We start from the raw sequence: 26,992 nt of genomic DNA on the forward strand, positions 1-26,992 counted from the left end.
AATAGGGTTATTTTTAGTTTCGTAGGGTGGTGTATCTGGAAAAAAGAGCAGATAACACTAATCCATGATTACCACTATACGAAAGTGATTGAAAAGGATAAGAAACCATACACTGAAAAAATGGGTAAAGCATGTATTGTAATGGGATGCGGAATGATATTGACAGGTACAGTAGATTTTATAACAAATACGTTTTATGGATGGGTATTCTTTGGAGTCTGCTTTATTAGTGGCTTAATTAGTATGATTTTTACTCAATTAAAGTATAATGGTGGGCTATTCTAACAATCAACAATATATTGTGACAGAGCCAAAAACTTTAATATAACTAAAACTCTGTTCTTTCTGCAACATATAGGGACAGAGTTTTTCAATTACTAAAAATAATAGTAGGGCTTTTGATATCCTAATCAAAAAAAATAGCAAGCATTTGCAAAACTGTTATTTTATGTGTCGGAACCAGTCAAAATCACTAAAAACAGGTTGCGATTATTGGAAAGTCACCTTTATTTTGGTGATTTTACCTACTTCCAACCTCTAGACTTATCGTTTCGTAATCGCCCCAAAATAATAGTTTGGAAAGGAGCTGACATGATATATCCAGAGTTTTTATCCTCCGGCTGTGCAATAGGAATAACTGCGCCTTCTGACGGTAATAAAAAGGATACGGATTTTATCCGGTTAGATAACGGAATCAAGAAATTTAACGAGCTAGGTTATCAGGTATTGGAAACATCTCTTGTAAGAAACAGTGTAAAGGGAAGAAGCGGCGCCGCTGATTTAAGAGCTAAGGAATTAGAGGAGTTAATTACAAATCCAGAGGTGAAGTGGATTATTTCGGCAAAGGGCGGCGATTTTTTAATGGAAGTTCTGCCTCACCTTGATTTTGAGAAGTTAAAGAAATATCCGACCTGGTTTCAGGGATATTCCGATAATACAGGGATTACATTTACTGTCACTACCAATTGTGACATAGCAACGTTATATGGCTGTAATTTTAACGATTTTGGAATGGCAGAGTGGCATGAGGCATTAATAGCTAATCTTGCGTTGTTAGAAGGGGAAGATGTAATTTTTAAGAGCTTTCCAAAATATGAAGACGGTTTTTTTGACAAGGTAACCGGTTCTGAAGGGTATGTATTAGAAAAGCCAGTATGCTGGAATATTATAACAGGGCAAGAGGAAGTAACCGTATCCGGCAGACTTCTTGGGGGATGCCTTGACGTATTGTTGAATATGGCAGGTACAAAATACGATAACACCAGGAATTTCATTAGGAACTATAAACAGGATGGTATCCTGTGGTATTTAGAGAGCTTTGCTCTAAACAGTGATGCTTTAATGAGAGGACTTTGGCAGCTAAGGGAAGCAGGCTGGTTTGAAGGGGCGAAGGGCTTTATATTCGGAAGACCTGCCTTTTTTGATGAGAACTATGAAATTAGTTATGAAGAAGCTGTATTGTCAGTATTAGAAGAGTTAAATTTGCCTATAATATTGGATGCAGACGTTGGGCATAAAGCCCCCCAGATGACCATGATAAATGGTGCTGTTGCAGAATTATACAGTAAAGACGGTAAGGGAAGATTAAAATATTTGTTAAAATAATTTTTGGTTAGCCCTTGCCAGATATAAAAATCTGTGTTAATATAAGTCAACAGTTTGAAAATCAATGGTTATCACACTGGTGTCAAGTGAGAAGTCCCAGACACATTTATAAATCTGATTAAGTTAATACAAAAATGGAAGTGTAATATTAATCTATTCTATGTATTTTTATAAATGAATAAATGAACAGCTATGAAAGAGACTAACCTGTATGTATGCACGGAATAACAGGAATGGCGTGTCACCGACTGAGAGCATGCCTATTGTGATAAGTACTGGAAGGAACACTCTGGAGCTCATAGGTCGAATGGAATCCTTAAGTAAATGGAACCTAAGTAGGCTTATGCGTGACACGCGTTAAGTGTAAGAGAGGAAAGTATTACTTTCAATGCGGGTGGTACCGCGGGCTATTCTAAATATCCCGTCCCGGACATATATGAAAATATGTGTCCGGGACTTTTTTGCGTAACACGGATGATTTTATCGTAAGAAAAAGCAAACAGGAGGCAATAATATGGATTTTATTAAAGGATTAAGCCAAAAAGAAACCGTAGAAATCAGCGATATTTTAAAAGGTGAATACAGTGGCAGGAAGGTTACCTTAAAAGGTGCTGTCCATACCATTCGTGATATGAGTGAATTTTCTTTTGTAGTGTTGAGAAAACAGGATGGACTGGTGCAATGTGTATATGAGGAGGGAACAGTGCAGGGTTTTGATATCAAAAGCCTTAGAGAAGGTTCTACTGTTGAAGTAAAAGGAACTGTTAATACAGAGGAGCGTGCTCCTAACGGTTTTGAAATCCGCTTAACCTGTATTAAAGTATTGTCAGAACCTGCAAAAGATTCTACTATGCCCCTAGCTATCAGCAAATGGAAGTTAAACACTTCGTTGGAGACAAAACTTTCTCTTCGCCCGATATCTTTAAGAAATGTAAGGGAGCGTGCCATCTTTAAAATCCAAGAAGGTATTGTTAGAGCTTTTCGTGATTTTATGTTCTCCAAGAATTTTACAGAGGTTAGAACACCTAAAATCGTAGCTGGCAATGCAGAAGGTGGTGCAAATGTATTTAAACTTGAGTACTTTGGTAAAAAGGCATTCTTAGCTCAAAGCCCCCAGTTTTATAAACAAACAATGGTTGGGGTATATGATAGAGTATTTGAAGCGGCTCCTGTCTTCCGTGCAGAAAAGCATAACACTACAAGACATATAAATGAATATACCAGCCTTGATTTTGAAATGGGTTATATTGATAGTTTTGAAGATATTATGGAAATGGAAGCTGCTATGTTACATTATACGTTTCAATTCTTATCCGAAGAATATGCAAAAGAAATCAAGTTGTTAGGAATTACTCTTCCGGATGTAACAAAATTTCCGACGGTACGCTTTGATGAAGCAAAACAATTGGTTTCAGAAAAATATAACCGTAAAATTAAGAATCCATATGATTTGGAACCGGAAGAAGAAATATTAATTGGTAAATACTTTAAAGAAGAACATAATAGTGATTTTGTATTTGTTACTCACTATCCTTCTAAAAAACGTCCGTTTTATGCAATGGATGACCCAAAAAATTCAAAATTCACCTTAAGCTTTGACCTCTTGTTTAAAGGCATGGAGGTAACCACCGGAGGACAGAGAATTCATTCTTATGAAGAGCTGGTAGCGAAAATGATTGCTAGAGGAATGGATGTTGCAGACTTTATGAACTATCTTATGATATTTAAACATGGCATGCCGCCTCACGGTGGACTGGGAATTGGACTGGAACGTCTTACTATGAAGCTATTAGATGAACAGAATGTTAGAGAAACAACGTTATTCCCAAGAGATGTATCCAGACTGGAGCCCTAATTAAGTAATTGATTTTTATTGTGAGAATGAAAGGAATGAGTTAAAATATGGAAATTACAGACAGTACAATAGATTATGTAGCAGCACTGGCTAAACTTGAGCTAAGCAGTGAAGAAAAGGAAAAGGCAAAAAAAGACTTGGGCAGCATATTGGATTATATGGCTACCATGAATGAGTTGGATACGGATGGTATAGAACCGATGTCCCATGTATTCCCCATCCGTAATGTATTTAGAGAAGATGTTGTGACTAACCAAAATAATCGTGAGGCATTACTACAGAATGCACCGGAAAAAAAGGACGGTTGTTTTAAGGTGCCTAAAACGGTGGAATAAATTCAGAAATAGTAAGATTTGTACGCGACCTAAAGTCGCAGATGGGAGCTAAAAATGGATATAACAACATTGTCTGCCCTGAAGGTGGGCAAAAAGATAAAACAAAAAGAGCTATCTGTAACAGAAGCAGTAAAAGCTCAATTAGATAAAATCAAAAGTCAGGATGCAAGTTACAACTGTTACATTAGCCTTTTAGAAGAAGAAGCTCTGTCACAGGCAATAGAAGTACAAAAAAGACTAGAGGCAGGAGAATGGAAAGAGTCTCCATTAGCCGGTGTTCCCGTAGCAGTTAAAGATAATATCTGTACGAAAGGTGTTAAAACTACTTGTGCTTCTAAAATACTTCATAATTTTGTTCCACCTTATGAAGCGACGGTAATAGAAAGACTAAAGGCAGCAGGAGCCGTAATTATCGGAAAAACCAATATGGATGAGTTTGCCATGGGAAGTACCACAGAGACCTCGTTTTTTGGAGTAACAAAAAATCCTAGAAATACAGCACATGTACCGGGAGGATCTAGTGGAGGTTCTGCGGCTGCTGTGGCAGCAGATGAAGCTTTTTATGCCTTAGGATCAGATACCGGCGGTTCTATTCGTCAGCCAAGTGCTTTCTGCGGAGTAACCGGTATTAAGCCAACTTATGGTACTGTATCCAGATATGGTCTTGTAGCCTATGCATCCTCACTGGATCAGATTGGGCCTATCGGTAAAGATGTTGCGGATTGTGCGGCAGCACTTGATATAATCTCCGGGTATGATAGGAAGGATTCAACTTCTGTTAAGAAGGATAATTATGACTACTCCAAAGCTTTGGTAGATGATGTAAAAGGAATGCGAATTGGTATACCAAGAGGATATTTGGGTAAAGGTCTTGATGATGAAGTCAGAGTGAGTATTCTGGCGGCAGCTAAAGAATTAGAGAAAAAAGGTGCAACTGTTGAAGAATTTGACTTGGAAGCCATTGATTATGCAATACCGGCATATTATGTTATCGCATCAGCAGAAGCTAGTTCAAATCTTTCAAGATATGACGGTATAAAATATGGTTTTAGAACTGAAGCCTTTGAAGGTCTTCAAGAGGTGTACAAACAGACCAGGAGTGAAGGTTTTGGTATGGAGGTTAAGCGAAGAATGATGATTGGTGCCTTTGTATTAAGTTCCGGTTACTATGACGCTTACTACAACAAAGCATTAAAGGTAAAGGCATTGATTAAGCAAGGATTTGATAAGGCCTTTGAAAAATATGATATTATTCTTGGACCCACGGCACCCTCAACAGCACCAAAGCTTTCTGAAAGCTTGTCCGACCCGTTAAAAATGTATCTGGATGACATTTATACGGTATCTGTAAATCTTACGGGTCTTCCTGCAATCAGTGTTCCTTGCGGCAATGACAGTGCTGGACTTCCAATCGGAATGCAATTAATTGGAAGACATTTTGGAGAAAAGGATATAATCCGTGCGGCATATAGTTTTGAGCGTACAAAAGCCTAAAGAAAGGAATGCAAAGTATGAAATCATATGAAACCGTCATTGGTCTGGAAGTGCATGTGGAGCTTGCAACAGCTACCAAAATATTCTGTGGCTGTACCACACAATTTGGTGGAGATCCCAACACACACTGCTGTCCTGTGTGTACCGGAATGCCTGGTACACTGCCAGTATTAAATAAAAAGGTAGTAGAATATGCAATTGCTGCAGGACTTGCAACGAATTGCAGTATTAACCAAAATTGTAAATTTGACCGTAAAAATTATTTTTATCCAGATCTTCCAAAGGCATATCAAGTATCCCAGCTTTATCTTCCGATTTGTCACAACGGAGGAATTGAGATAGATGTAAACGGCGTTAAGAAAGTAATCGGTATTCATGAAATCCACATGGAAGAAGATGCCGGTAAGCTGATACATGATCCTTGGGAAGACTGTACCCTGGTGGATTATAATCGATGTGGTGTTCCACTAATAGAAATAGTAAGTGAGCCAGATATGCGCTCAGCGGATGAAGTAATTGCTTATCTGGAAAAATTAAAATTAATCCTGCAATATTTGGGTGTGTCAGATTGTAAGATGCAGGAAGGTTCCCTTCGTGCGGATATCAACCTATCTATACGTGAGGTAGGAGCAGAGGAATTCGGAACTAGAACAGAAATGAAAAATATGAACTCTTTTAAAGCTATTGCAAGAGCCATTGAAGGAGAAAGAAAGCGCCAGATTGAACTTTTAGAATATGGAAAAGTTGTCGTACAGGAAACCAGGCGCTGGGATGATAATAAAGATACCAGTTTTGCTATGCGTTCTAAGGAAGATGCGCAGGATTACAGATATTTTCCGGAACCCGACTTAGTACCTATTGAAATTAGTGATGAATGGCTAGGAGAAATAAAAAACCGTCAACCGGAACTTAGGGATGAAAAAATGCTACGTTACGAATCAGAATACGATATACCTGTTTATGATGCAGGTATTATTACCGGTTCTAAACGTCTGGCAGATTTATTCGAGGAAACGGTAGCAATCTGTAACAAACCCAAGGAAGTTTCCAACTGGTTGATGGTTGAAACTATGAGATTGTTAAAGGAAGAAGAGATGGAACCGGAAAGCATCCGGTTTTCTGCCCAAAATCTGGCAAAACTCATTATTCTTATTGGTGAAGGAAAGATTAATAGAACCGTTGCTAAGGAAGTATTTGAAAAAATATTCAAAGAAGATATAGACCCTGTGAAATATGTAGAAGAAAATGGACTCTCCATGGTCAGTGACGAGGGATTATTAAAGACTACCATTGAGCGGATTGTGGAAACGAATCCTGCATCTGTACAGGATTACCGCAGTGGTAAGGAAAAAGCACTTGGTTTCTTAGTAGGTCAGACCATGAAAGAAATGAAAGGGAAAGCCGACCCCGGTGCTATTAATCGTATCTTAAAAGAGATATTATCATAGTAATGACGAAACTGTTATTTTATCGGTCGGAACTAGTTAAAACAACGATTGCACCTGCTTCCTTATTTTAAACAAAGAGTTTCGCATTGCCTAGTATAATTAATATAAAAAAGACTGTTCTAACACGCTGGTTTTAAAATCAGCGAAGTTAGTAACAGCCCTTTTATTTATTAATAAGCGTTAGTATATACCTTTATGTTATAGAAGTTGTCGTACAGCCTCTTCTATCGAAGTAAGATTATTGCGTCCGATTAAATTAACCAGGGAGTCAGAAGTTACACTGGCCCACCCATTAGCAAAAGCCGGCTGGAATGCAGAGGAGTCATAGAGCATCTGCTCCGGTGTAAGTCCTGTTTCCATATTAGTATACAATTAGGGTTAAACGCAGAAAGATAGATAAAAAAGTATTGTACGTTTTTAATCGTTCTATACCAGTATTGCAAGCAATGGGAGCTAATATACTATGCCCTTATATCAAAATTATTAGGAAGTTTCACTTTTAAATCTGCTTCTCTGTTCATAAAATCTTCCATAATGTCAATGGATTTTTCTCTGGTTAAGAATTCCGTTTTGAATTGATAGCCCTTTTGGATCAATTTTTCTTCTAGTTCATTTATATTAGAAGATACAAAATCCCTAATTTCAGTACTCTCAAGGTAGAACTTGCCTATAAGTTGATTTTTTACTAAATCAAGGTATATATCCAGCGGTCCTAAATGTGTCATATCCAAATGCAATAAGATACTGATACCTTCTTCTTTAGTACTTCTTTCTGATTTCCTCTTTGAATAGACATACAGTTCGCCTCCACTGTACTGGTTTTTTAACTTTAAAGGAAGCTGTATATAGGTAAATAAATGATTCAAGGAATTCATAAAATGAATATTTTCCTGTAGGTTGTTTACTTGACCTTGTGCATTTAAGGTTGTAGAGGAGGCATGCTCTGAAAAAGCTTTTACATCCTGAAGCTGTCTTAATAGACCTTCAAAAAGTTGTTTTACAGCATCCGGCTTTTTTAAATCCTCAGGGGAAAGTGACCATTTCGATAACAGTTCATCTTTTAAAAGCGTTGTAAACTCTTTTGAAGTTAACAACTCCTTAGCAGCGGTTTCTAAAAAGGCAGCAGCTTCTTGTGATTGAATGGAGGATAATGACTCTAAGGTATCCTTGATATACTGAAGTATTTCATTACTAGAGCTTTCTCCGGTTAAGATACTATTAGCAAGGGATGCAGGGAGTGGTTCTTGTGTAAGAGTGCGTATATTATTTATTAGGGTATTCCGTTCCTCATAACTTAGAGGGAGGGTAGGGTTTGCATCAGGCGGGTTAACATTCAAGCTATGAGCACTGTACGGAGTGTTTAGCGGCGATAAAATCATTCCGTCAACTTGTCCATTTACCTCGGAAGAAGGTAAGGTATGCTCAAGGTTTTTTGTGATTGCCTGCATTAATTTCAGGTGTTGAAATTCTTCTGATACAGTAATTGTGTCAATGTTTTTGTTGAAGTTATCTGTCAATAGTAGTAAATCATGATTGGAGAAAGCCCCACTCTTTAAGGAAAGAAGCAATTCGTCCGAAATAACGTTCTTCAGTTCAGGTACTGTCTCTATATAATTTAAAAAATCAGTAACATCCTTTTGCGAAAGCTGTCCGGCTATAGTAGAGTCAACAGGCGGGTTAGCTATAGGTGAGAGCAGCTTATGAAGAAAAATACGGCTTATTTCGGAATAGCTGCCATCTTGTAGGGATTCCTGAAAGATAGTGCTTATGGCATCTGACAGGTCATTAATCTGTGCGGCAATTTTATTTTCGGAATTCCTCATACTGTTTAAGAATTCAAGACTGGCTTCTGTCACAGGCAGGTTATTTTTATTCATAAACACTAAGGTCTCAATGGATACTTCTTTAAATTGCAGAGATTGCTTCAGAATCAAAGAGATGGTATTTTTATCAATGGGCATCTGTTGGTTCAACAATTCTCTGACGATGGTTTTATTTTTGTCAGTCTTACTTAGACCGGCCGCTTCCAAGGCTTTATCAATTGTATTATAAGCAGTCTGATTCATACCCGGGACTATCTTTAAGACAAGGGTTTTAGCACTTACCTCTTCAACAGAAAATACTACCCGGCTTCCAATGGATAAAGAGGTATTATCTTCGAGTCGTCCTGTTATAACACTTCCATCTTCTAACTTTACAGTAACTTCATTGCTTCTAAGGTCAACGACTTCTCCACGAAGTAATTGCCCTTTTTCAATGCCTGTATAACCACTGGAAGCGGAGGCAGAAATGGCGTGAGAGGATGCTGTAGAAGCAGCCTTAGAAGATAGGGAGGATTTTCCTGTAGTTCCTGTTGTAATGGGTTGGTTAATCATGTGTACCTCCAATCAGTATTCTAAGTTTTTAGTTAAATTTTACGAGCTTAATAAAACTAAGGACAGGTTTTGATATAATACAGTAGATTATAAAGGTATATTATATCTAAGATTTAGTGGTGTAATAAAAGGTTAACTGTATAATTTATCGGAACAGTATGTATAAATTCAATGTTATTCAATGAAGACTAGATAGAGAATCAGTTCTTAAGTATGGATATTTATTATATATCGGCAAAAGGAGCTGAAAAATCAATGAAACTTAATAAAATAACGAAATAGCATTGAATTAGTTAATAAAAATAATTATTTTGCAAAAAAAGATTGCTTTTGTAATGAATCTATATTATAATCTCAATCAGAACAAAGACGTTCCCATGCAGGTTTCTGCACAGGGACGTCTTTTTTGTATTGTATAAGGAAAATATTTCCTGCATAAAAATTGAAGCTGTACCATTTTAACAGATTTTGAAGTAGGAAGTAAAGTGTTATAATTTTGCATAAAACAAAAAGTTCTGTCAGACGGATACAAGTTAAAAATACACTGCATTTTTAATCTTCCTATTTAAGCAGTATCACAAGCAAGCTTGCAATATACATGGGATTGGTGTGAATAAAGGACTTTTTTACAAACTGACTTGAGATAGTGCCACATCTGTAAGCAGATTTGGCATGTAATGGGAGCTATAGTATCCGGTTGGGAACAAGACTAAAATATAAGAAAAGAGGCGTGCTAATGAACAAACATGGATTAGAAGAAACAAAGCGTACCATACAAGGCCTGTATGACCCAAGGTTTGAACATGATAACTGCGGTATTGGTGCAGTTGTCAATATTAAAGGTATCAAAACCCATGAAACTGTTGCCAATGCTTTAAAAATTGTAGAAAATCTAGAACATCGTGCGGGTAAAGATGCAGAAGGTAAGACCGGAGATGGTGTAGGAATTTTATTGCAGATATCCCATAAGTTTTTCTCAAAAGAAGCAAAATCCTTAAATATAGCTCTGGGTGATGAGCGGGATTACGGTATCGGTATGTTCTTTTTCCCTCAAGATGAACTTCATAGAAACCAAGCTAAAAAAATGTTTGAAATAATTGTTGAAAAGGAAGGTATGGAATTCCTTGGATGGCGGAATGTTCCTGTAGTACCGGGTATTCTGGGACAGAAAGCAGTAGAGTGTATGCCATGTATTATGCAGGGATTTGTAAAAAGACCTTCGGGTGTTGATAAAGGGTTGGATTTTGACCGTAAGTTATATATTGCCAGAAGAACATTTGAACAAAGCAATGATAATACCTATGTAGTGTCCTTATCCAGCAGAACCATTGTATATAAAGGTATGTTTCTAGTAAATCAGCTTCGCATGTTCTTTCAGGATCTACAGGATAAAGATTACGATTCAGCCATCGCTACGGTACATTCCAGATTTAGTACCAATACAAACCCAAGCTGGCAGAGAGCGCATCCCAACCGTTTCATTGTGCACAATGGGGAGATTAATACCATTCGAGGCAATGCGGATAAAATGTTAGCAAGAGAAGAAACCATGGAATCCAAATATCTTGCAGGAGAACTTCATAAAGTACTTCCGGTTATCAATGCAGAAGGCTCTGATTCGGCAATGCTAGACAATGCACTTGAGTTTTTAGTTATGAGTGGCATGGAATTGCCCCTTGCTGTTATGATTACGATTCCGGAACCTTGGAGTAACGACCAAAACATAAGTCAGGAGAAAAAAGATTTCTATCAATATTATGCAACTATGATGGAACCTTGGGATGGTCCGGCTTCCATTCTATTTAGTGATGGTGATATTATGGGTGCAGTACTTGACCGTAACGGTTTAAGGCCTTCCAGATATTATATCACCAGTGATGACCACCTGGTATTATCCTCAGAAGTAGGGGTACTGGATATCCCGGCAGAGAACATTGTAAGAAAAGAAAGACTTCGCCCGGGAAAGATGCTGCTAGTTGATACCATAAAAGGATGTCTTATTGATGATGAAGACTTAAAGAACAGCTATGCAAAACGAAGTCCTTATGGAGAGTGGTTAGATAGCAATCTGGTAAAATTAAAAGAACTCCATATACCAAATAAAAAAGTTTGGGAATACGATGATGATGAAAGAGCAAAGCTTCAGAAGGCTTTTGGTTATACGTATGAAGATTATAAGACTACCATTCTTCCTATGGCGAAAGTAGGAGGAGAACCAGTTGCAGCTATGGGAGCTGACAGTCCGCTTCCTATACTTTCAAAGAATAATCCTCCTATGTTCAGTTATTTCAGGCAGTTATTTGCACAAGTAACCAATCCTCCAATTGATGCCATCCGGGAAGAAATTGTTACTTCCACAGATGTATACATTGGGGAAGACGGCAACTTATTAGAAGAATGTGCTGAAAACTGTAAAGTTTTAAAAATACACAATCCTATCTTAACCAGTACGGATTTATTAAAAATCAAATCCATGAAGATACCAGGTTTTAAGGTAGAAACCATTCCTATCATCTATTACAAAAACACTTCCTTGGAACGTGCCATTGACCATATTTTTGTGGAAGCTGACCGCGCCTATAAGGAAGGAGCAAATATATTAATACTTTCCGATCGTGGTGTGGATGAAAATCATGTGGCAATTCCTTCTCTTTTGGCAGTATCTGCCATGCAGCAGCATCTGGTAAGAACGAAGAAGAGAACTGCGGTAGCTATGATTTTAGAAAGTGCAGAACCAAGAGAAGTACATCATTTTGCGACCTTGTTAGGCTATGGTGCATGTGCGGTTAATCCTTATCTTGCACAGGAATCCATAAAGCAGCTTATCAACAGCAATATGCTTGATAAGGATTACTATGCAGCCGTGAATGATTACAATAAAGCTGTGTTAAAAGGTATTGTGAAAATTGCATCCAAAATGGGTATCTCTACCATTCAATCCTACCAAGGCTCTAAAATATTTGAAGCCATAGGTATCGGTAAAGAAGTTATTGATAAATATTTTACAGATACAGTAAGCCGCATTGGCGGAATCACTATTAAAGATATTGAAAAACAGGTGGATGAACTGCATACCAAGGCTTTTGACCCTCTTGGACTGAATGTTGACTTAACTCTTGATAATAACGGAAATCATAAATTTAGAAGCGGAAAAGATGAACATCTATATAACCCTAAGACGATACACATGTTGCAAAAGGCAACTCGTACCGGAGATTATTCATCCTTTAAAGAGTATTCAAAAATGATTGAAACAGAGGAAGAAGGAATTAACCTGCGAGGTCTCTTAGACTTTAAATTCCCTGAAAAAGGAATTCCGTTAGAAGAAGTAGAAAGTGTAGCTTCTATAGTGAAGCGCTTTAAAACGGGTGCTATGTCCTATGGATCTATCTCTCAGGAAGCCCATGAGACCTTAGCGATTGCTATGAACATGCTTGGCGGTAAGTCAAACAGCGGAGAAGGCGGCGAAAGCTTAGAACGTTTAAGCCTTGGAAAGGATGGTTTGAACCGTTGTTCTGCCATTAAGCAAGTAGCTTCCGGGCGCTTTGGTGTTACCAGTGAATATTTAGTAAGTGCAAAAGAAATCCAGATAAAGATGGCACAGGGAGCAAAACCCGGAGAAGGCGGACAGTTACCCGCAGAAAAAGTCTATCCATGGGTTGCTAAAACCAGACATTCAACCCCTGGCGTAGGGCTTATTTCTCCTCCGCCTCATCATGACATTTATTCCATTGAGGATTTAGCACAATTAATATATGATTTAAAGAATTCCAATAAACAAGCTAGAATATCTGTTAAATTAGTATCGGAGGCAGGGGTAGGAACGGTTGCGGCTGGTGTTGCAAAAGCAGGTGCAGGTGTAATTTTAATCTCCGGCTTTGATGGTGGTACAGGAGCAGCACCAAGAAATTCCATCCACAATGCCGGACTTCCCTGGGAATTAGGTCTTGCAGAAACTCATCAAACGTTAATTATGAATGGTCTTAGAGGTAAAGTAGTGGTAGAGACAGACGGTAAGCTCATGAACGGACGGGATGTATTAATTGCCGCTTTATTGGGCGCAGAAGAATTTGGTTTTGCAACCGCTCCTCTTGTGACTGTTGGTTGTGTTATGATGCGTGTATGTAACCTGGATACCTGCCCGGTAGGAGTTGCAACCCAAAATCCTGAACTCCGTAAGAACTTTAAGGGAAAAGCGGAGTATGTAGTTAATTTTATGCAGTTTATCGCAGAAGAACTTCGTGAATATATGGCTAAGCTAGGCATTAAAACAATAGATGAACTGGTAGGCCGTACTGATTTATTAAAGGTAAAAGAAAGTGCCATAACCGGAAAAGCACAAAGAATTGATTTGTCTAAGATTTTAAATAATTCTTATGTGGGAACAGATATAGATTTCCGTTTTGACCCGAAGAAGATTTATGATTTTGAACTGGAAAAGACCATTGATGAACGCATTCTGCTAAAGAAATTACAAAATGCAATCAATACAAAACAGTCAAAAACCATTGAAGTGGAAGTCAGCAATGTTGATCGTGCTTTTGGTACTATCCTTGGTTCTGAAATTACAAAAGCTCATGGAACTACACTGGAAGATGATACTTATGTTGTAAAAGGAACCGGCAGCGGTGGTCAGAGCTTTGGTGCTTTTATACCAAAAGGTCTTACCCTTACTTTAAGCGGTGATAGTAACGATTACTTCGGAAAAGGTTTATCAGGAGGTAAGCTGGTAGTATATCCTCCAAAGGGCAGTAAGTTTGTAGCAGAAGATAATATTATTATCGGTAATGTCGCATTATATGGAGCAACCAGTGGTAAGGTGTTTATTAATGGTGTCGCTGGAGAACGTTTCTGTGTCCGAAATTCAGGTGCGACGGCTGTTGTAGAAGGCCTTGGTGACCATGGTTGTGAATATATGACTGGAGGCCGTGTGGTTGTCCTTGGTAAAACCGGAAAGAACTTTGCAGCAGGTATGAGCGGTGGTATTGCCTTTGTATATGACGAAGCCTCCGACCTTTATAAGAAGCTTAATAAGGAACTGGTATCCATGGAAGCAGTAACAGATAAATATGATGTGCTGGAATTAAAGAATATGATTGAAGAACATGTAAACCATACAAATTCCGCAAAGGGAAAAGAAATCCTTAATAACTTTATGGAACACCTTCCTAAATTCAAAAAGATTATACCGCATGACTATAGACGTATGCTTATGACCATTGTCCAGATGGAAGAAAAAGGCTTAAGCAGTGAACAGGCACAAATAGAGGCATTTTTTGCCAACACCAGAGGCTAGGAGGTAAGGTATGGGAAAACCAACAGGATTTATGGATTATGACAGAAAGCTGAGTCTGGAGGTAAAACCGAAGGATCGTATTAAAAATTTTAATGAGTTCCATATACCTCTGCCCAAGGAAGAACGGAAAATACAAGGCGCAAGATGTATGGATTGCGGTGTTCCCTTCTGCCAGTCGGGCGTTATCTTAAGCGGAATGACCTCGGGATGTCCTTTAAATAACTTAATTCCGGAATGGAATGATTTATTATACAATGATAACATGAGTCAGGCGTTAAACCGTTTATTTAAAACCAACAATTTTCCGGAATTTACAGGCAGGGTATGCCCTGCCCCTTGTGAACCGGCTTGTACTTGCAATGTGACAACAGATCCCGTTGCTATCAAAGAAAATGAGCTAGGAATTATTGAATACGGATATGAAGCAGGTTATGTAAAGGCAGAACCGCCAAAGGTTAGAACCGGTAAAAAAATAGCCGTTATCGGTTCCGGTCCTTCCGGACTTGCGGCAGCGGACCAGTTAAATAAGAGAGGACATTTTGTAACCGTGTTTGAGCGTTCCGACAGGATAGGCGGTTTATTAATGTACGGAATTCCGAATATGAAGCTTGAGAAGCATATTATTGATCGTAAGATTAATCTGATGAAGGAAGAAGGCATTACTTTTATAACCGGAGCTGATGTGGGAAAAAATTATAATGCTGCTAAGATTAAGAAAGAGTATGACTGTGTTATCTTAGCCTGTGGTGCGTCCAATCCAAGAGACATTAAAGTTTCTGGAAGAGACGCAAAAGGTATCTACTTTGCAGTGGATTACTTAAAAGGTGTAACCAAGAGTTTATTGGATTCAGAGTTTGAAGATGGGGCATGTATCAGTGCAAAAGGCAAAAAGGTTCTGGTTATCGGCGGTGGTGATACCGGCAATGACTGTGTAGGAACGTCCATCAGGCAAGGTGCGAAATCTGTGGTGCAATTGGAAATGATGCCCAAATTACCGGAAAGCAGAAGTGAAGATAATCCTTGGCCGGAGTGGCCGAAGGTATGCAAGACAGATTATGGTCAGGAGGAAGCCATTGCAGTATTTGGAGATGATCCTAGGGTATATCAGTCTACTGTTAAAGAATTCATCGCAGACAAAGGCGGAAAGCTGATTAAGGCTAAGATTATAAAGCTTCAAAATAGATATAATGAAGAGGCTAAAAGATATCAAATAGAAGAAATTCAGGGAAGTGAATATGAAATTGAAGTAGATTTAGTATTTATAGCCGCAGGATTTTTGGGAACCGAGAACTATATAGCCAAAGCCTTTGGTGTGGCGTTAAATGCTCGTACCAATGTTCAAACAAAGGAAGGAAACTATCAGACCAGTGTGGAAAATGTCTTTGTGACAGGTGATATGCATAGAGGACAATCACTAGTGGTATGGGCAATCAGAGAAGGAAGAGAAGCAGCGAAAGCTGTGGATACTCATCTGATGGGATATAGCAATCTGGAATAGTTAAGGATTAGGTAATGTGAAACACTTTATCAATAGGAAGTGGATAAAATTACCAAGGCAAAGGTAACTTGCCAATAACCATAATTCATATTTGGGGATTTAGACTGGTTTCGTCATATAAAATAGATGTTTCACAATACAATAATAAATTAGAATAGGATGGAGGGTGTATCAAAAGAAGTTTTCACCGACTTTTGGTACACCCTCATTGATATTTATTTATCAAGCAGGAGATAAATATACGCCTGCTTATAAGGCGTACTTATTTATTAAAGTGAGAAATATAACTTTATAACCGGACAGATTTATGGTATACTACCAATAGACAAGTTTACTGTAAAACATTAACGTGTTACATTTAAAGGCTCTATTAATATACGAATAACAATGCAGTGTCAGGAAGATACAGCAGGAAAGAGGTAAGAGATGTATTCATTCGATGATATTCAGGTTTTTGACCCGGAACTTGCAGAAGCAATTAGTAAAGAAATAGGAAGGCAGAATGATCATATTGAATTAATTGCTTCCGAAAATTTTGTAAGTAAAGCGGTAATGGCAGCAATGGGAAGTCCTCTGACGAATAAATATGCGGAGGGATATCCGGCAAAGAGATACTATGGCGGTTGTGAATATGTTGATATTGCTGAGAATCTGGCAATTGAGAGAGCTAAAGAATTGTTTGGTTGTACTTATGCCAATGTTCAGCCTCATTCAGGTGCCCAAGCCAATATGGCAGTATTTTTTGCATTAATAAAACCGGGTGATACTGTTATGGGAATGAATCTGGCACATGGCGGTCATTTAACCCATGGAAGTCCCGTGAATATGTCAGGAAGCTACTATAATATCATACCTTACGGCGTGAATGAAGAAGGTTTTATCGATTATGAGGAAGTAAGACGGATAGCACTAGAATGTAAACCGAAGCTGATTGTAGCAGGTGCAAGTGCCTATGCCAGAAAGATAGATTTTAAGAAATTCAGAGAAATTGCTGACGAAGTGGGAGCATTTTTAATGGTAGACATGGCACATATCGCAGGTCTTGTAGCAGCAGGCCATCATGAAAGTCCAATACCTTATGCCCATGTAACAACTACAACAACGCATAAAACCCTTAGAGGTCCAAGGGGGGGAATGATTTTATCCAGTGCTGAATTTGCAGAAGAATATAAACTAAATAAAGCAATTTTCCCGGGAATTCAGGGAGGACCATTAATGCATGTGATCGCAGCCAAGGCAGTTTGCTTTAAGGAAGCTCTGGACCCATCTTTTAAGGAATATGCAGGTAAAGTAATTGAGAATGCCCAGGCACTTTCCAATGGATTAATCAATCGTGGTTTTAACATTGTATCAGGTGGTACGGATAATCACTTAATGTTAGTAGATTTACAGAACAAAGGTGTGACCGGTAAGGAAACAGAAAAACTATTGGATGCAGCAAATATTACCTGTAATAAAAATACCGTTCCCAACGATCCTGCTTCACCATTTGTAACAAGCGGTATCCGTTTGGGTACACCTGCTGTAACAACAAGAGGTATGAATACAGAAGACATGGATACCATCGCAGAAGCGATTGCCATATTGATTGAAGATGTAGACGTGAATAAGGCGAAGGCTATGGAAATAGTGAGGAATTTAACGAAAAAATATCCTTTGTATTAGACTGCTAAAGTTAAGGATTTCTGCCAATCTACTAAGGTAAGTAGAAGAAAATGATAAATCATTTAAATAAAAAGCATCATAGACAAGGAATGAGTTTCCCTTATCTATGATGCTTTTATACTCTATTAATAATTCTACCTTTTATATTGAAAGTGATTTGAATAGTAAATTACGCAATCGAACTGTATTATTATAATGATGTATCTAATGGTATTTATTCGATAATAATCCTATTAAGTACATATTGTTATTGAAACCAAGTAATAAGCGGTTATAGTTCAGTATGAAAAATATTTAAATATATGAAATATTTAATTAAGATATTTACTCTTTCCTAATCATTTAAAGGATGAGATCTCTGATTCTTGAGCAGAACATCGATGTGAACCTTATCTAGTTGATATGAAAACGGTAAACCGAATCCTTATCAAAGGTGGGAGTATTTCGTACGTAAAGTAAGTTTATATACATGCTTTTATTTTAAAAATCAAAAGAAATAGGTACTGATATATCAGTTACAGAAATACCTTTCATTTTTATATATGGTGCAAAAATAAATTCTGGTATAAATTTTTACGAGGTTAATTGTAAAATGAAACGCAACCCTCTCCACTACAAGTAACAGTTTTTGAGTTACAAAATATATATCTGCTAAGAGGTTGCATCTTAGCTTACAAAAGATTGGTGTATGTCACAAACACCGGTCTTTTAGTTTGCACTTTTTTATACATTCCTTTATTCTGAAGCTGTTGGCGGCAGATTGGAGGGAATTATGTCAGCATTTTTTAGTTATGAAGAGAGACTTCACCTACAAAGTAACCTAAAGGAAGGTCTTTCATTTAAAGAAATCAGCCGTAGATTAGGCAAGGATCCTAGCACCATATTCAGGGAAGTTCGCAAGTATTCCTGCGAGATTGCCACTGGATATCCAGGTCAGACTCATAATACTTGTAGAAACCGTAGGACCTGTAATAGAAGACGTTTTTGTGGAGAGAATTGTTCCCGTAAACTTATGTACTGTAAGTATTGCAACCAATGCAATGCAAGCTGCCCTGACTATATAGAAGAAATCTGCCTAGCCAGATTCCGTGCTCCTTACATATGTAATGTATGCACAGAGATAGGAAAGTGTTCTTTGGTAAAGAACTTTTATGATGCAGAAAAGGCACATATCAAGGCACATAAAATCATCTCGGAATCTAGGAGTGGATTATGTATTAATGAGCAGGAAGTAGTTTGTATGAATCAACTGCTATCCCCTCTAGTACAACAAGGGCAGTCCTTACACCAGATTTATATTCATCATAAGGATGAATTGATGTGTAGTGAAAAGACCATGTATAACTACATAGATGCCTGTCTGTTTGATATCAGAAACATTGATCTACCAAGGAAAGTAAGGTTTCGTGAACGTTATAAAAAGCCAGAATTCAAGGTAGACAAAAGCTGTCGTGTTGGTCGAACTTACGAGGCATTCGAGAAGTTTATGGAGGATAATCCAGACACAGCAGTAGTACAGATGGACTCTGTAATTGGTAGCAAAGGTGGGAAATGTTTATTGACCATTCACTTCGTAGATACCAGTTTTATGTTAGCATTTCTTCGGGATGCGAACACTTCAAAATCAGTGACGGATATCTTCGCCTATCTCTACGAAGTATTAGGTGACCAAACCTTTAAAGACCTGTTTCCTGTCATACTAACTGACAATGGAAGCGAGTTTTCTAACCCAAAAGCGATAGAAGAGCCAGATCCACTGTCAGGAAGGAAAACAAGGGTATTCTACTGTGATGCTGGCAAGCCTTATCAAAAGGGAGCCATCGAGGTCAACCATGAACTGATACGTCGCATACTTCCAAAGGGAAGCAGCTTTGATAAACTGACACAGGAAGACATTAATCTAATGATGAATCACATTAATTCCTACAAAAGAAAAAAGCTAAACAATCGTAGTCCCTACGAAACGTTCAGCTTCTACCACGGAGAAGAGGTTTTAGAGAAACTTGGATGTGCACCAGTAGCCGCTGGTGACATCCTACTAAAACCTTCTCTCCTTAAAAAGTAACCTGTAAACTGTAAAGCCGCCACAACCTGTCCATAACCACACAAACAGGGGTAGATTCTCCGATTACAAAAAAAACGAGCGGGAGTCGACCTCCCTTTGGCATGCAGTTCTATAAGTATAATACGCCGGATTTAAGTAAAAATCAAACCGCATTTTGGTTACAAAAGAAGATTCTCGTTTACAAACAGGGGTTAAAGATGCGTTTCGTTTACAAAAAATGATTCTAAGGTACAAAGACTGCATCTTGGCTTACAAAAATGCATCTCGTTTTACAACTCACCAAAACATTGCGCATATAGTAAAATATTACTTTTTAATTGACAAATGAGTGAAAATATGTAATAATATGTAAAATAAATACATTCTACACAAAAAAGGAGGATAAATAATAAATGTAATAAAGGCGATAAACACTGATTAGTAGTAACTTTAATACTAAAAATTATGAAATAATTGTGAAAGGGGAAAATATGAACAAAAAAATATTAAAAAAAGCTATATCGATTTTCATCTGTATAATTTTGGTACTATTACCTAATATAAATTATGCAAATGCGGCTTCCAGTAAAGAACTCGTTGATAATTTAGATTACTTGAAACTTAATAAGAAAATATTAAATGAAATAGATAACAATACAGCACCTGAAGTAATAATAGAAAATCTTAGCGTAGATGAAATTAATATCCTTCAAAGTGCATATGAAACGAGTACAGAAAGTACCTACACAGGTTTCAATGGAGAAGTAACAAATAATCCTGAAATTCAAATAATTGATAACTTGGCTTCGGAATATTATGAGTATTATGTTGTATATGGTGAATTGCCGAAAATAGATAGCGAATATACTCCGTTAGCAGATAATTATTTAATGGATAACAACACATTTATAACCACAAATTCCTATGCAGGAGATTATTCAGAATTGATGAAACAACTAGGGTATACATTTACACTAAGCGATATTGCTATGCATTTGGTGCAAATAGGAAATTATTTAAATATTGGTAGTGCATTACCCTTTTTAAATCTCGTTGCACTAATTGTTGGGATGGGGTTTATTGTAATTGGAACAATAGCGATAGCATATTCGGCTGTGGCAGTGGGGGCTAATAACTTAATTTTACAATGGTATACTAATGCATCAGTTAATTTAACACTTGCTAGGCAAAATACAGCAGCAATCATTGCTCAGAGAGAAAATGGTGCTAAATATTGGAGGGCTTACTTAGCCAACTGGGGAGGTTTGGGAGGAATTAGAGTAGGTGATCCAATATCATTAGAAACAGCTGCATCATTAATACGAGTAAATACAATGAGTACGAATGTATTTACATATGATTATTTCTACGCTATTACTGCAGCTAATGCAGCTTATGGTTATGGCGCATCAGGCCCTGAATGCCATAATAGTGTATATCTATTGAATTTTCAACATGTACATGCGCTATTGAGCCCCAATATAAATCATCATGGAAAAAGCCATATATTCTTTGCTTTTCCAGTATACTTTTAAGCTTTCACGAGGAATTGAAATGATAAATCTAGAATTACAATATTTGGGTGATATTTGTTCCGTTCTATTTACGATAGATAAGGAATTAAAGGAAGTTTATGGAGAATATATAAAAAACAATATACTTTATGTTAAGCCGGATTTTAGTTGTAATGATGTAGAACATAATAAGTTTCTAAAAGAGAGATTATTGAATTTACAATCACACTTATATTTAAATAAAGGTGAATATAAATCAATCTTTGATTATAAAAGATTGACATCACTTTTACAATATATGTATCAGATAAAATCTATGTCAAAAACACAAGAAAAAGTACAACTAAACAAATACAGTATTCCTGATTTAATAGGCTTTGAATTTTGTGATGGACACTTATTTAAAGTGGAACTTGATAAAAATGAGAATACTTGTAAAGTATGTATAGGTGATGTGTTAAGTTATGATGATAAAAGACGTATGAAACAAACTGATGTTGAGATCAATAATATAGAGTTGAAATTCAATAATGTTAAGTTTATTAAAATTAACAAAAAAATAGAAACTAAAGAGTCAAGTTATAATAAAATACGAGAGTGGTGTACCTATAAAAATATGGATGACAATTATGTATTTGATTTAGTTTGCTTGACAGTAGATGAACCACTTTATATGACAATAGTATTCTCAGATGTAGCAGTGTCATATTTTAATCGGGCAGTTAATTAAAATGAAATAACTCAATATATGTCTTTAACTGTTAGGTAAGCAAAGATTTTTATGTACCGCCAATTACAATTGTAGTTGGCGGTACATAAATTTTTCTTAAACTATAATCCATTATAAAAAATTACTATACTATTTGTTATTTGCAAAAAGCTTGCCAATGCAATTTGTTACAAAGACAATGGTAACAATAAGTACTCCGGCAATGCAAACATACTTTACTATCTTTGTCACATCTACATTTACAGAACTTCCTGTTGAAAGATTACATTTTTCTGACATAAGTTACCTCCTTTACTTTTCCTGTATTATGTCAATATTAAGCCTATATTATATTAGTTAAAAACCAAGTTCTTCTCCAACCAGAATGACTTTTATCCTGCCGGGGATGCGTGATTTTCTGGTTATGACTATTTCACAACAGATACAGTCTTCACTTAAACAGTTGGCACACCTGCCAAGTTCTGCGCAGGGTGTTTTTAAGGAAAGCCTGACCGTATTTGGAGGAGTTGCCATATTACGTACCCGCTCAATTCCAGTATTTACGTCTGTTACAATTTTATTCATACCGGCGATGATGATGACGTTTTTAGGACCGGTAATAAGACAGGCAACCCGGTTACCGCCTCCGTCAATATTTATTAACTGACCGTCCAGTGTAATTGCATTGGAGCTCATAAAGTAATAATCAGAAGTAACAATTTTGGCATATAATTTGTCTCTCTCTTCCGGTGACTGTATGGAAAACCTATCGTACAATATGTAGTCTGAAGCTTTTAAATCATCTAGAAGGCCAATTTCACTTAAAGTTTCTGAACCACCCCAGGAGATGGAACAATCCGGTGTAAGAAAGCGCTTCGCCATTGCCAAAGCTTCTGTACGGTTATCACAATAATAACCTTCAATTCCTCTTAAGTTGAATTTTTCAATTAAGCTGTCAGAGAGATTCTCATAATACTGCTTTTTAGGTGACATAATATCCTCCATTTTTATTCTAAAATTTTCTATATAGAAATTTCGATGCATTCATTGCATACTTTATTGTAACAAAGCTTATGCTTTCATGGGTAAGAACACGTAGTTCCTCAATATGTGATATTAACCCATTACTTTAAATAAGTCAGGAGAGTATCTAAAAGTACCAGCTATTATCTGTCATATTTGCGTATAAAACAGACACCTACTGCACCAGGTCCAGTATAGGTTCCAATGGTTACTCCGATTTGAAATAAAGGATAGTCGATGTTTCGTCCAATTAATTCTTCAACCTGGCTCTTTACATAGAGTGAATCTTCTTCTGTTGTAGCATTAGCAATACAAAAATCGTAATCGTCATATTTTTCGCCGGTTTCATTGAAGTATTCAACAGTCATATCAAGAATCTTTTGTAAGGATTTTTTTCGGCCTCTTACATTGGAATAAGGTATTAATTCTGCATCTTTTAATTGAATCAGAGGCTTTAAATTGAGCATAGCACCTGCTAAAGAGGTTACCTTCCCGATACGCCCTCCCTTTGTAAGGTATTCCAAGGTATCTACAGTAAACATAATTCTAGCAGTCTGCTTAATTTTATTCAGCCTTTCTATATTTTGCTCTAAAGTATATCCAGCTTGTTTCATATATGCAGCCTGCATAAGTACAATTCCTTCGCCTCCGGTTGCCTGGATGGAATCTAGTATTTCAATAACGGCATCGGGATATTTTTCATTAAGAATAAGCTTTGCATTTACCGCAGACTGATAGGAACCACTGAATTTTTGAGTCAGGCATAAACAAAAGACATCTTTGCCTTCTTTTAAAACAGGTTCAAAGGAATTTATATAGTCCTGTACAGAAGGAAGAGAAGTCTTTGGAAAAACTTTTTCGTTAAGAAGTACATCATAAAACTTCCGATTGCTGATTTCTACATTTTCTTTAAAGTAATTTTCTTTGTCAAAAGTGATGTAGAAAGGTATCAGAGTTATATTATGAAGCTTTAGTAATTCTTCCGGGGTATCACAAGAGGAATCACTGAATATATGATAATCGCGCATGGTTATCTCCTTGTTGTTGTTTTCTAAACAATATTCTATACACTATTATAGCGAATCCCTGTTTAAATGTACAGTGGTAATCTGCCGAACTTAAATGCTAAAACACTTTGCGGCAAATTGTTAACTCTTTAAAAAAGTATAAAATTATGTTATCATTATATGAATGAAATTATGATCAGTGATATATAGTCAGGTAATTATAATCAGTGTTAGTAATTAAACAGCCTGCTAAAGGCAGGACTAGATTGGAAAGTTGGATATTACATGTCAAAAAGTTTATACATATCAGAAAAACCAAGTGTAGCACAGGAATTTGCAAAAGCCCTGAAGGAAAACTTTAAAAAACACGATGGGTATATGGAGTCGGATTCCGCAATTGTTACCTGGTGTGTAGGACATCTTGTTACCATGAGTTATCCGGAAAGTTATGATCCCGCACTAAAGCGCTGGAGTCTTGAGACGATTCCTTTTTTGCCAAAAGAATTCCGGTATGAGATTATTCCGAATGTAAAAAAGCAATTTCAGACTGTAAAAGACCTGCTAAACCGTAAGGATGTTAGCTGCATATATGTATGTACTGACTCCGGGCGCGAAGGGGAATACATATACAGGCTGGTAGACCAGTTAGCTAAGGTACCTGCCGGAAAAGAAAAACGCAGAGTATGGATTGATTCCCAGACAGAGGAAGAAATTCTAAGAGGAATCAAGGAAGCCAAGGACTTGTCCGCGTATGATAACTTATCCGATGCCGCTTATCTGAGGGCAAAGGAGGATTATCTCATGGGTATTAATTTCTCAAGGGTTCTGACTTTAAAATATGGGCAGAATGTAACCAATTATCTGGGAAGTCAGAAACGCTCAGCAATCTCTGTGGGTAGAGTAATGACCTGTGTTCTTGGTATGGTGGTACGCAGAGAGCGTGAGATCAGAGAATTTGTTAAGACGCCCTTCTACCGTGTGCTAAACACTCTGGATGCTTCCGGTAGAAGCTTTGAGGGAGAATTTCGGGCAGTTGAAGGTTCTAAATACTTCAATTCTCTTCTATTATATAAGGAAAACGGTTTTAAAGAGCAAAAGGATGCAAAGAATTTAATCGGAGAACTCTTAGACAGAGAACCAAATCTCCTTGAAAAACAGGAGAATAGCAAAAACAGTTATGTGGATACCATTTCAGACGAGGAGAACCAGGAAGCGGAAATAACGAACCTGGAAAAGAAGAAAGAGAATAAAAATCCCCCTTTATTATTTAATCTGGCTGAATTGCAGAATGAATGTTCCAGACTGTTTAAAATCAGTCCGGATGAAACACTTAAAATAACACAGGAATTATATGAAAAGAAATTGGTGACCTATCCAAGAACAGATGCCAGAGTATTATCGACTGCTGTCAGTAAGGAGATACATAAAAATATTGGGGGACTTAAGGGGTATGTACACAGCAGAGAGTATGCTTTGGAAATCCTGACGAAAGGCAGCTATAAAAATATTGCAAAAACCAGATATGTAAACGATAAGCAAATAACGGATCATTATGCTATTATTCCTACTGGCCAAGGTTTAAACAGCTTAAATTCTCTGTCGGCAACGGCGGCCAAAGTATATGAGGTAATTGTAAGAAGATTCTTGTGCATATTTTATCCGCCTGCGGTTTATCAAAAGATAAATCTTACGACCAGGATGAAAACAGAGTCTTTTTTCTCCTCCTTTAAAGTGTTACTGGATGAAGGCTACTTAAGAGTTGCCATCAATTCCTTTGACAAACGTCAGGAAAAGGCGGGTCAGGTAAATAAAGAAAACCCATCAATAGAAGCAGGTAATACTTCTGAGAAGGAGAATTCTGGTGAGGAAAGCTTTGATACTGATTTTATGGACATTATAAAAGGATTAAAAAAAGGAATGCAACTACCTGTTAAAGCCATGACTATCAAAGAAGGGGAAACTGCTCCGCCAAAGCGTTATAGCTCCGGTTCTATGATTCTTGCGATGGAAAATGCAGGGCAATTAATTGAGGATGAAGAACTAAGGGCGCAGATAAAAGGAAGTGGAATCGGAACCAGTGCGACCAGGGCAGAAATACTTAATAAACTTGTAAAAATTGAATATTTGGCCTTGAATAAGAAGACACAGATTGTTACCCCTACTCTTTTTGGAGAAATGATTTACGATGTAGTAAATTCCTCTATAAGGTCTTTGTTAAATCCAGAATTAACTGCAAGCTGGGAAAAAGGCCTTACCATGGTTTCTGACGGAAGTATTACGAAAGAAGAATACATGGAGAAGTTAGAAGGATTTGTAAGCCGCCTCACGAACGGCGTAAAGGGACTGAATAACCAGTACGTATTAAATGCCTGTTTTAAAGAGATATCTGCTAATTATAAAAAGTAAGAAGGTAAAAACAAACTTATTATAGAAAGGATAGTGCAGAACATGTATAATAAGATGCTTATAAAAGAAAATTATGATTTGACAAAGACCATTGCAGCAAAGCTATTGGAGGAAGCGGACTATCCATGGGAAGTTCTTCCGCGTATTGGTGAATTCATACTATCCTTGGGAAAGGAACTTCCAGAAGAGGAATATGAAAAAAGAGGAGAAGATGTTTGGATTGCAAAAAGCGCTAAAGTAGCCCCTTCCGCTTTTATTAATGGTCCTGCCATAATTGGTAAAAATTCTGAAATCAGGCACTGTGCTTACATCCGAGGTAATGCAATTGTGGGTGAAGGTGCTGTAGTAGGCAATTCTACAGAAATAAAAAATGTTATACTATTTGATAAGGTGCAGGTACCACATTATAATTACGTCGGTGATTCTATATTGGGGTATAAAGCGCATATGGGTGCAGGTTCCATCACTTCTAATGTAAAATCAGACAAAACACTGGTAACTATTAATTGTGAGGGGGAAAAGGTAGTAACCGGTCTTAAAAAGATGGGAGCTATGCTTGGGGATAACGTTGAAATTGGCTGTAACAGTGTTTTAAATCCGGGAACGGTGGTAGGACATGGTGCACAAGTGTATCCCCTTTCTATGGTAAGAGGTTTTGTTAAGGCTGATAGTATATATAAAAAACAGGGTGAAATAGTAGAAATTAAAAATAGATAGC

Annotated in this window: 19 protein-coding genes; 14 read left to right on the top strand and 5 right to left on the bottom strand. The window is 37.2% G+C overall.

Annotated elements, in window-relative coordinates; translation table 11 throughout:
* The first annotated feature begins 60 nt into the window (after positions 1-60).
* The 6 genes from acsn021_RS23215 to gatB all read left to right on the top strand — a co-directional run bounded on the left by acsn021_RS23215 (position 61) and on the right by gatB (position 6,737).
* Positions 61-285, top strand: a complete 225-nt coding sequence (locus tag acsn021_RS23215; protein ID WP_243182329.1) for a DUF3784 domain-containing protein — start codon at positions 61-63, stop codon at positions 283-285.
* Positions 286-591: 306 nt separating this feature from the next.
* On the top strand, positions 592-1,605 hold the full coding sequence (locus acsn021_RS06050) for a S66 family peptidase (RefSeq protein ID WP_184092968.1): 1,014 nt from the start codon (positions 592-594) through the stop codon (positions 1,603-1,605).
* A gap of 514 nt (positions 1,606-2,119) precedes the next feature.
* Entirely contained in the window at positions 2,120-3,460 is a 1,341-nt protein-coding gene (gene aspS, locus acsn021_RS06055; RefSeq protein ID WP_184092967.1) for an aspartate--tRNA(Asn) ligase, read from the top strand.
* Positions 3,461-3,507: 47 nt separating this feature from the next.
* Positions 3,508-3,795: an Asp-tRNA(Asn)/Glu-tRNA(Gln) amidotransferase subunit GatC gene (gatC, locus tag acsn021_RS06060; protein ID WP_184092966.1), complete on the top strand. Its 288-nt coding sequence runs from the start codon at positions 3,508-3,510 to the stop codon at positions 3,793-3,795.
* A 54-nt stretch (positions 3,796-3,849) separates the two neighbouring features.
* Entirely contained in the window at positions 3,850-5,289 is a 1,440-nt protein-coding gene (gatA, locus tag acsn021_RS06065; protein ID WP_184092965.1) for an Asp-tRNA(Asn)/Glu-tRNA(Gln) amidotransferase subunit GatA, read from the top strand.
* Between the two features lie 17 nt (positions 5,290-5,306).
* Positions 5,307-6,737 carry an Asp-tRNA(Asn)/Glu-tRNA(Gln) amidotransferase subunit GatB gene (gene gatB / locus acsn021_RS06070; protein ID WP_184092964.1) on the top strand — a complete coding sequence of 477 codons (1,431 nt, stop codon included), beginning with the start codon at positions 5,307-5,309 and terminating at the stop codon, positions 6,735-6,737.
* A gap of 198 nt (positions 6,738-6,935) precedes the next feature.
* Here the strand turns inward: gatB and acsn021_RS06075 are convergent, their stop codons facing one another.
* Both acsn021_RS06075 and acsn021_RS06080 read right to left on the bottom strand, forming a co-directional pair.
* A complete protein-coding gene (locus acsn021_RS06075; RefSeq protein ID WP_184092963.1) occupies positions 6,936-7,097 on the bottom strand; it encodes a hypothetical protein in 162 nt (53 codons plus the stop codon).
* 101 nt (positions 7,098-7,198) lie between these two features.
* A complete protein-coding gene (locus acsn021_RS06080) occupies positions 7,199-9,112 on the bottom strand; it encodes a flagellar hook-length control protein FliK (protein WP_184092962.1) in 1,914 nt (637 codons plus the stop codon).
* Positions 9,113-9,848: 736 nt separating this feature from the next.
* On the opposite strand from acsn021_RS06080, the gene gltB reads away from it, so the two are divergent.
* The 6 genes from gltB (at position 9,849) to acsn021_RS06110 (ending at position 21,859) form a co-directional block, all read left to right on the top strand.
* Positions 9,849-14,408 (top strand): glutamate synthase large subunit, encoded by a 4,560-nt coding sequence (gene gltB / locus acsn021_RS06085; protein ID WP_184092961.1) that lies wholly within the window; start codon positions 9,849-9,851, stop codon positions 14,406-14,408.
* 10 nt (positions 14,409-14,418) lie between these two features.
* A complete protein-coding gene (locus acsn021_RS06090; RefSeq protein WP_184092960.1) occupies positions 14,419-15,906 on the top strand; it encodes a glutamate synthase subunit beta in 1,488 nt (495 codons plus the stop codon).
* A gap of 426 nt (positions 15,907-16,332) precedes the next feature.
* A complete protein-coding gene (glyA, locus tag acsn021_RS06095) occupies positions 16,333-17,571 on the top strand; it encodes a serine hydroxymethyltransferase (RefSeq protein WP_184092959.1) in 1,239 nt (412 codons plus the stop codon).
* A gap of 772 nt (positions 17,572-18,343) precedes the next feature.
* Positions 18,344-19,636 (top strand): IS30 family transposase, encoded by a 1,293-nt coding sequence (locus tag acsn021_RS06100; RefSeq protein WP_184092958.1) that lies wholly within the window; start codon positions 18,344-18,346, stop codon positions 19,634-19,636.
* A 470-nt stretch (positions 19,637-20,106) separates the two neighbouring features.
* Positions 20,107-21,150 (top strand): hypothetical protein, encoded by a 1,044-nt coding sequence (locus acsn021_RS06105; RefSeq protein WP_184092957.1) that lies wholly within the window; start codon positions 20,107-20,109, stop codon positions 21,148-21,150.
* Between the two features lie 19 nt (positions 21,151-21,169).
* Positions 21,170-21,859 carry a hypothetical protein gene (locus acsn021_RS06110; RefSeq protein WP_184092956.1) on the top strand — a complete coding sequence of 230 codons (690 nt, stop codon included), beginning with the start codon at positions 21,170-21,172 and terminating at the stop codon, positions 21,857-21,859.
* 129 nt (positions 21,860-21,988) lie between these two features.
* Here the strand turns inward: acsn021_RS06110 and acsn021_RS06115 are convergent, their stop codons facing one another.
* From acsn021_RS06115 to acsn021_RS06125, 3 genes are all read right to left on the bottom strand, one after another.
* Entirely contained in the window at positions 21,989-22,138 is a 150-nt protein-coding gene (locus acsn021_RS06115; RefSeq protein ID WP_184092955.1) for a hypothetical protein, read from the bottom strand.
* A 57-nt stretch (positions 22,139-22,195) separates the two neighbouring features.
* Positions 22,196-22,831, bottom strand: coding sequence for a lactate utilization protein (locus acsn021_RS06120; protein WP_184092954.1), 636 nt, complete (start codon positions 22,829-22,831; stop codon positions 22,196-22,198).
* Positions 22,832-23,004: 173 nt separating this feature from the next.
* Positions 23,005-23,889, bottom strand: a complete 885-nt coding sequence (locus tag acsn021_RS06125; RefSeq protein WP_184092953.1) for a DegV family protein — start codon at positions 23,887-23,889, stop codon at positions 23,005-23,007.
* Between the two features lie 264 nt (positions 23,890-24,153).
* Here acsn021_RS06125 and acsn021_RS06130 point away from each other — a divergent pair, with 264 nt between their 5' ends.
* Both acsn021_RS06130 and acsn021_RS06135 read left to right on the top strand, forming a co-directional pair.
* Complete coding sequence (locus tag acsn021_RS06130) at positions 24,154-26,274, top strand: DNA topoisomerase (RefSeq protein WP_184092952.1); 2,121 nt, start codon at positions 24,154-24,156, stop codon at positions 26,272-26,274.
* 42 nt (positions 26,275-26,316) lie between these two features.
* Complete coding sequence (locus tag acsn021_RS06135; RefSeq protein WP_184092951.1) at positions 26,317-26,991, top strand: acyltransferase; 675 nt, start codon at positions 26,317-26,319, stop codon at positions 26,989-26,991.
* The last annotated feature ends 1 nt before the right edge of the window (position 26,992 follow it).

The sequence above is a fragment of the Anaerocolumna cellulosilytica genome (genome assembly GCF_014218335.1).
Classification (GTDB): Bacteria; Bacillota; Clostridia; order Lachnospirales; family Lachnospiraceae; genus Anaerocolumna; species Anaerocolumna cellulosilytica.

Excerpts from the sequence above, each read along its gene's own strand:
- acsn021_RS06050 (WP_184092968.1), top strand. The coding sequence starts at position 592 with ATGATATATCCAGAGTTTTTATCCTCCGGCTGTGCAATAGGAATAACT.
- aspS (WP_184092967.1), top strand. The coding sequence starts at position 2,120 with ATGGATTTTATTAAAGGATTAAGCCAAAAAGAAACCGTAGAAATCAGC.
- acsn021_RS06100 (WP_184092958.1), top strand. The coding sequence starts at position 18,344 with ATGTCAGCATTTTTTAGTTATGAAGAGAGACTTCACCTACAAAGTAAC.
- acsn021_RS06105 (WP_184092957.1), top strand. The coding sequence starts at position 20,107 with ATGAACAAAAAAATATTAAAAAAAGCTATATCGATTTTCATCTGTATA.
- glyA (WP_184092959.1), top strand. The coding sequence starts at position 16,333 with ATGTATTCATTCGATGATATTCAGGTTTTTGACCCGGAACTTGCAGAA.
- acsn021_RS06080 (WP_184092962.1), bottom strand. The coding sequence starts at position 9,112 with ATGATTAACCAACCCATTACAACAGGAACTACAGGAAAATCCTCCCTA.
- acsn021_RS06120 (WP_184092954.1), bottom strand. The coding sequence starts at position 22,831 with ATGTCACCTAAAAAGCAGTATTATGAGAATCTCTCTGACAGCTTAATT.
- acsn021_RS06075 (WP_184092963.1), bottom strand. The coding sequence starts at position 7,097 with ATGGAAACAGGACTTACACCGGAGCAGATGCTCTATGACTCCTCTGCA.
- acsn021_RS06090 (WP_184092960.1), top strand. The coding sequence starts at position 14,419 with ATGGGAAAACCAACAGGATTTATGGATTATGACAGAAAGCTGAGTCTG.
- acsn021_RS06115 (WP_184092955.1), bottom strand. The coding sequence starts at position 22,138 with ATGTCAGAAAAATGTAATCTTTCAACAGGAAGTTCTGTAAATGTAGAT.
- acsn021_RS06110 (WP_184092956.1), top strand. The coding sequence starts at position 21,170 with ATGATAAATCTAGAATTACAATATTTGGGTGATATTTGTTCCGTTCTA.
- gatA (WP_184092965.1), top strand. The coding sequence starts at position 3,850 with ATGGATATAACAACATTGTCTGCCCTGAAGGTGGGCAAAAAGATAAAA.
- gatB (WP_184092964.1), top strand. The coding sequence starts at position 5,307 with ATGAAATCATATGAAACCGTCATTGGTCTGGAAGTGCATGTGGAGCTT.
- acsn021_RS06135 (WP_184092951.1), top strand. The coding sequence starts at position 26,317 with ATGTATAATAAGATGCTTATAAAAGAAAATTATGATTTGACAAAGACC.
- gatC (WP_184092966.1), top strand. The coding sequence starts at position 3,508 with ATGGAAATTACAGACAGTACAATAGATTATGTAGCAGCACTGGCTAAA.
- acsn021_RS06130 (WP_184092952.1), top strand. The coding sequence starts at position 24,154 with ATGTCAAAAAGTTTATACATATCAGAAAAACCAAGTGTAGCACAGGAA.
- gltB (WP_184092961.1), top strand. The coding sequence starts at position 9,849 with ATGAACAAACATGGATTAGAAGAAACAAAGCGTACCATACAAGGCCTG.
- acsn021_RS06125 (WP_184092953.1), bottom strand. The coding sequence starts at position 23,889 with ATGCGCGATTATCATATATTCAGTGATTCCTCTTGTGATACCCCGGAA.